Source organism: Kitasatospora sp. NPDC091257 (assembly GCF_044757675.1).
GTDB classification, from domain to species: domain Bacteria; phylum Actinomycetota; class Actinomycetes; order Streptomycetales; family Streptomycetaceae; genus Kitasatospora; species Kitasatospora lactacystinica.
This window is the reverse complement of record NZ_JBIVVI010000934.1, coordinates 1,944-3,690: the sequence shown is the minus strand read 5'-3', so window position 1 is coordinate 3,690 and position 1,747 is coordinate 1,944. Positions and strand designations below refer to the sequence as shown.

1 protein-coding gene is annotated in these 1,747 nt (G+C 72.5%); it reads left to right on the top strand.

The window, feature by feature from the left end; all coding sequences use genetic code 11:
- Positions 1-171: 171 nt before the first annotated feature.
- Positions 172-1,747: M4 family metallopeptidase (locus ACIQOV_RS32315; RefSeq protein WP_401054257.1), on the top strand; the 1,576-nt coding region annotated here is incomplete at its 3' end.

The window sequence follows — 1,747 nt, the reverse complement described above, 5'->3', positions numbered from 1 at the left end:
GCCAACCCGGCGCCTCACGCGCACCAGCCATTGACCCGGCCATGACGCCGTGTGAGGGTTCGGGCACCCGAGCGCGGACGGCCCGCACGGCCGTCCCCCCGACGCGGCCCCCTGCGGTGTGCCACCAGCCTGCCGTCCGCGGTCGAGGACCCCCACACGCGAGGAGCCCCGATGCAACGCAGGATTTCCGCAGGACGGTTGCTGACCGCGGCGACCACCCTGACCGTGCTGGCCGGCATGATCGCCGCCACCGCGGGGCCGGCCACCGCCGCACCTTCCCCCTCCCCCGCACCCCCGAGCGGGCTGGCCGCGGCGGTGAGCGCCGCCGACGCCGCCGTGACGGCGGGCCTGGACGCGCTGGCCAAGGGCAGCGACGAGACCTACGAGCGCAAGGCCGTCACACCCTGGGTGGGCGGCCTCTACTCCGTGGCCTACGAGCGCAGCTACCGCGGGCTGCCCGTGGTCGGCGGCGACGCGGTCGTCCTCGCCGACTCCCGGGGCACGGTCCGCGCCCTGCAGTCCGCCGCCACCGGCCCCGTCGGCACCTCCACCACCGCGCGGATCGGCGCGGAGCAGGCGGAGAGGACCGCCCGCACCGAGCTGGCCTCCGTCGACACGGTCGAGTCGCGCCGCCTGGTGGTGCGGGTCAAGGACGGCAACAGCCGCCTGGCCTGGGAGACCGTCCTCACCGGCCACAAGGGCGCCGCCCCCAGCCGCCTGCACGTGTTCGTCGACGCCACCACCGGCGAGGTCGCCGACAGCTACGACGACGTCCACGCGGGCACCCTGAACAGCGAGTGGAACGGCCCCTCGCCCACGATCGCCACCACCGGCTCGGGCGGCTCCTACACGCTGCGCGACCCGAACCGCCCCGGCCTGTCGTGCGCCGACTACGGCACCGGCCAGGTCTTCTCCAAATCGAGCGACTCCTGGGGCACCGGCAGCGCCTCCAGCAAGGAGACCGGCTGCGGCGACGCGATGTTCGCGGCCCAGAAGGAATGGGACATGCTCCGCGACTGGCTGGGGCGCAACGGCCACAACGGCAACGGCGGCAGCTGGCCCGTCAAGGTCGGCCTGGGCGACGTCAACGCCTACTGGGACGGCAGCACCATATCCATCGGCCACAGCCAGGCCAACAAGTGGATCGCCTCCATCGACGTCGTCGGCCACGAGTTCGGCCACGGCATCGACCAGTACACCCCCGGCGGCGCCAACAACGAGTCCGGCCTGGGCGAGGCCACCGGCGACATCATGGGCGCCCTCACCGAGGCCTACACCAACGAACCCGCCCCCTACGACTCCCCGGACTACACCGTCGGCGAGACGGTCGACCTCGTCGGCAGCGGCCCGATCCGCAACATGTACAACCCCTCCCTGGTCGGCAACAACCCCAACTGCTACTCGGCGTCCATCCCGAACACCGAGGAACACGCCGCGGCCGGCCCGCTCAACCACTGGTTCTACCTCCTCGCCGAGGGCTCGACCCCCGGCGGCGGCAAACCCACCAGCCCCACCTGCAACAACTCCTCCGTCACCGGCATCGGCATCAAGGACGCCGGCCGGGTCTTCTACGGCGGCATGCTCCTCAAGACCAGCGGCATGACCTACAAGCGCTACCGCACCGCCACCCTGACCGCCGCCAAGAACCTCGACCCCACCTGCACCTTCTTCAACCGCGCCAAGGCCGCCTGGGACGCCGTCGGCGTCCCCGCCCAGACCGGCGACCCCACCTGCACCAACAACGGCA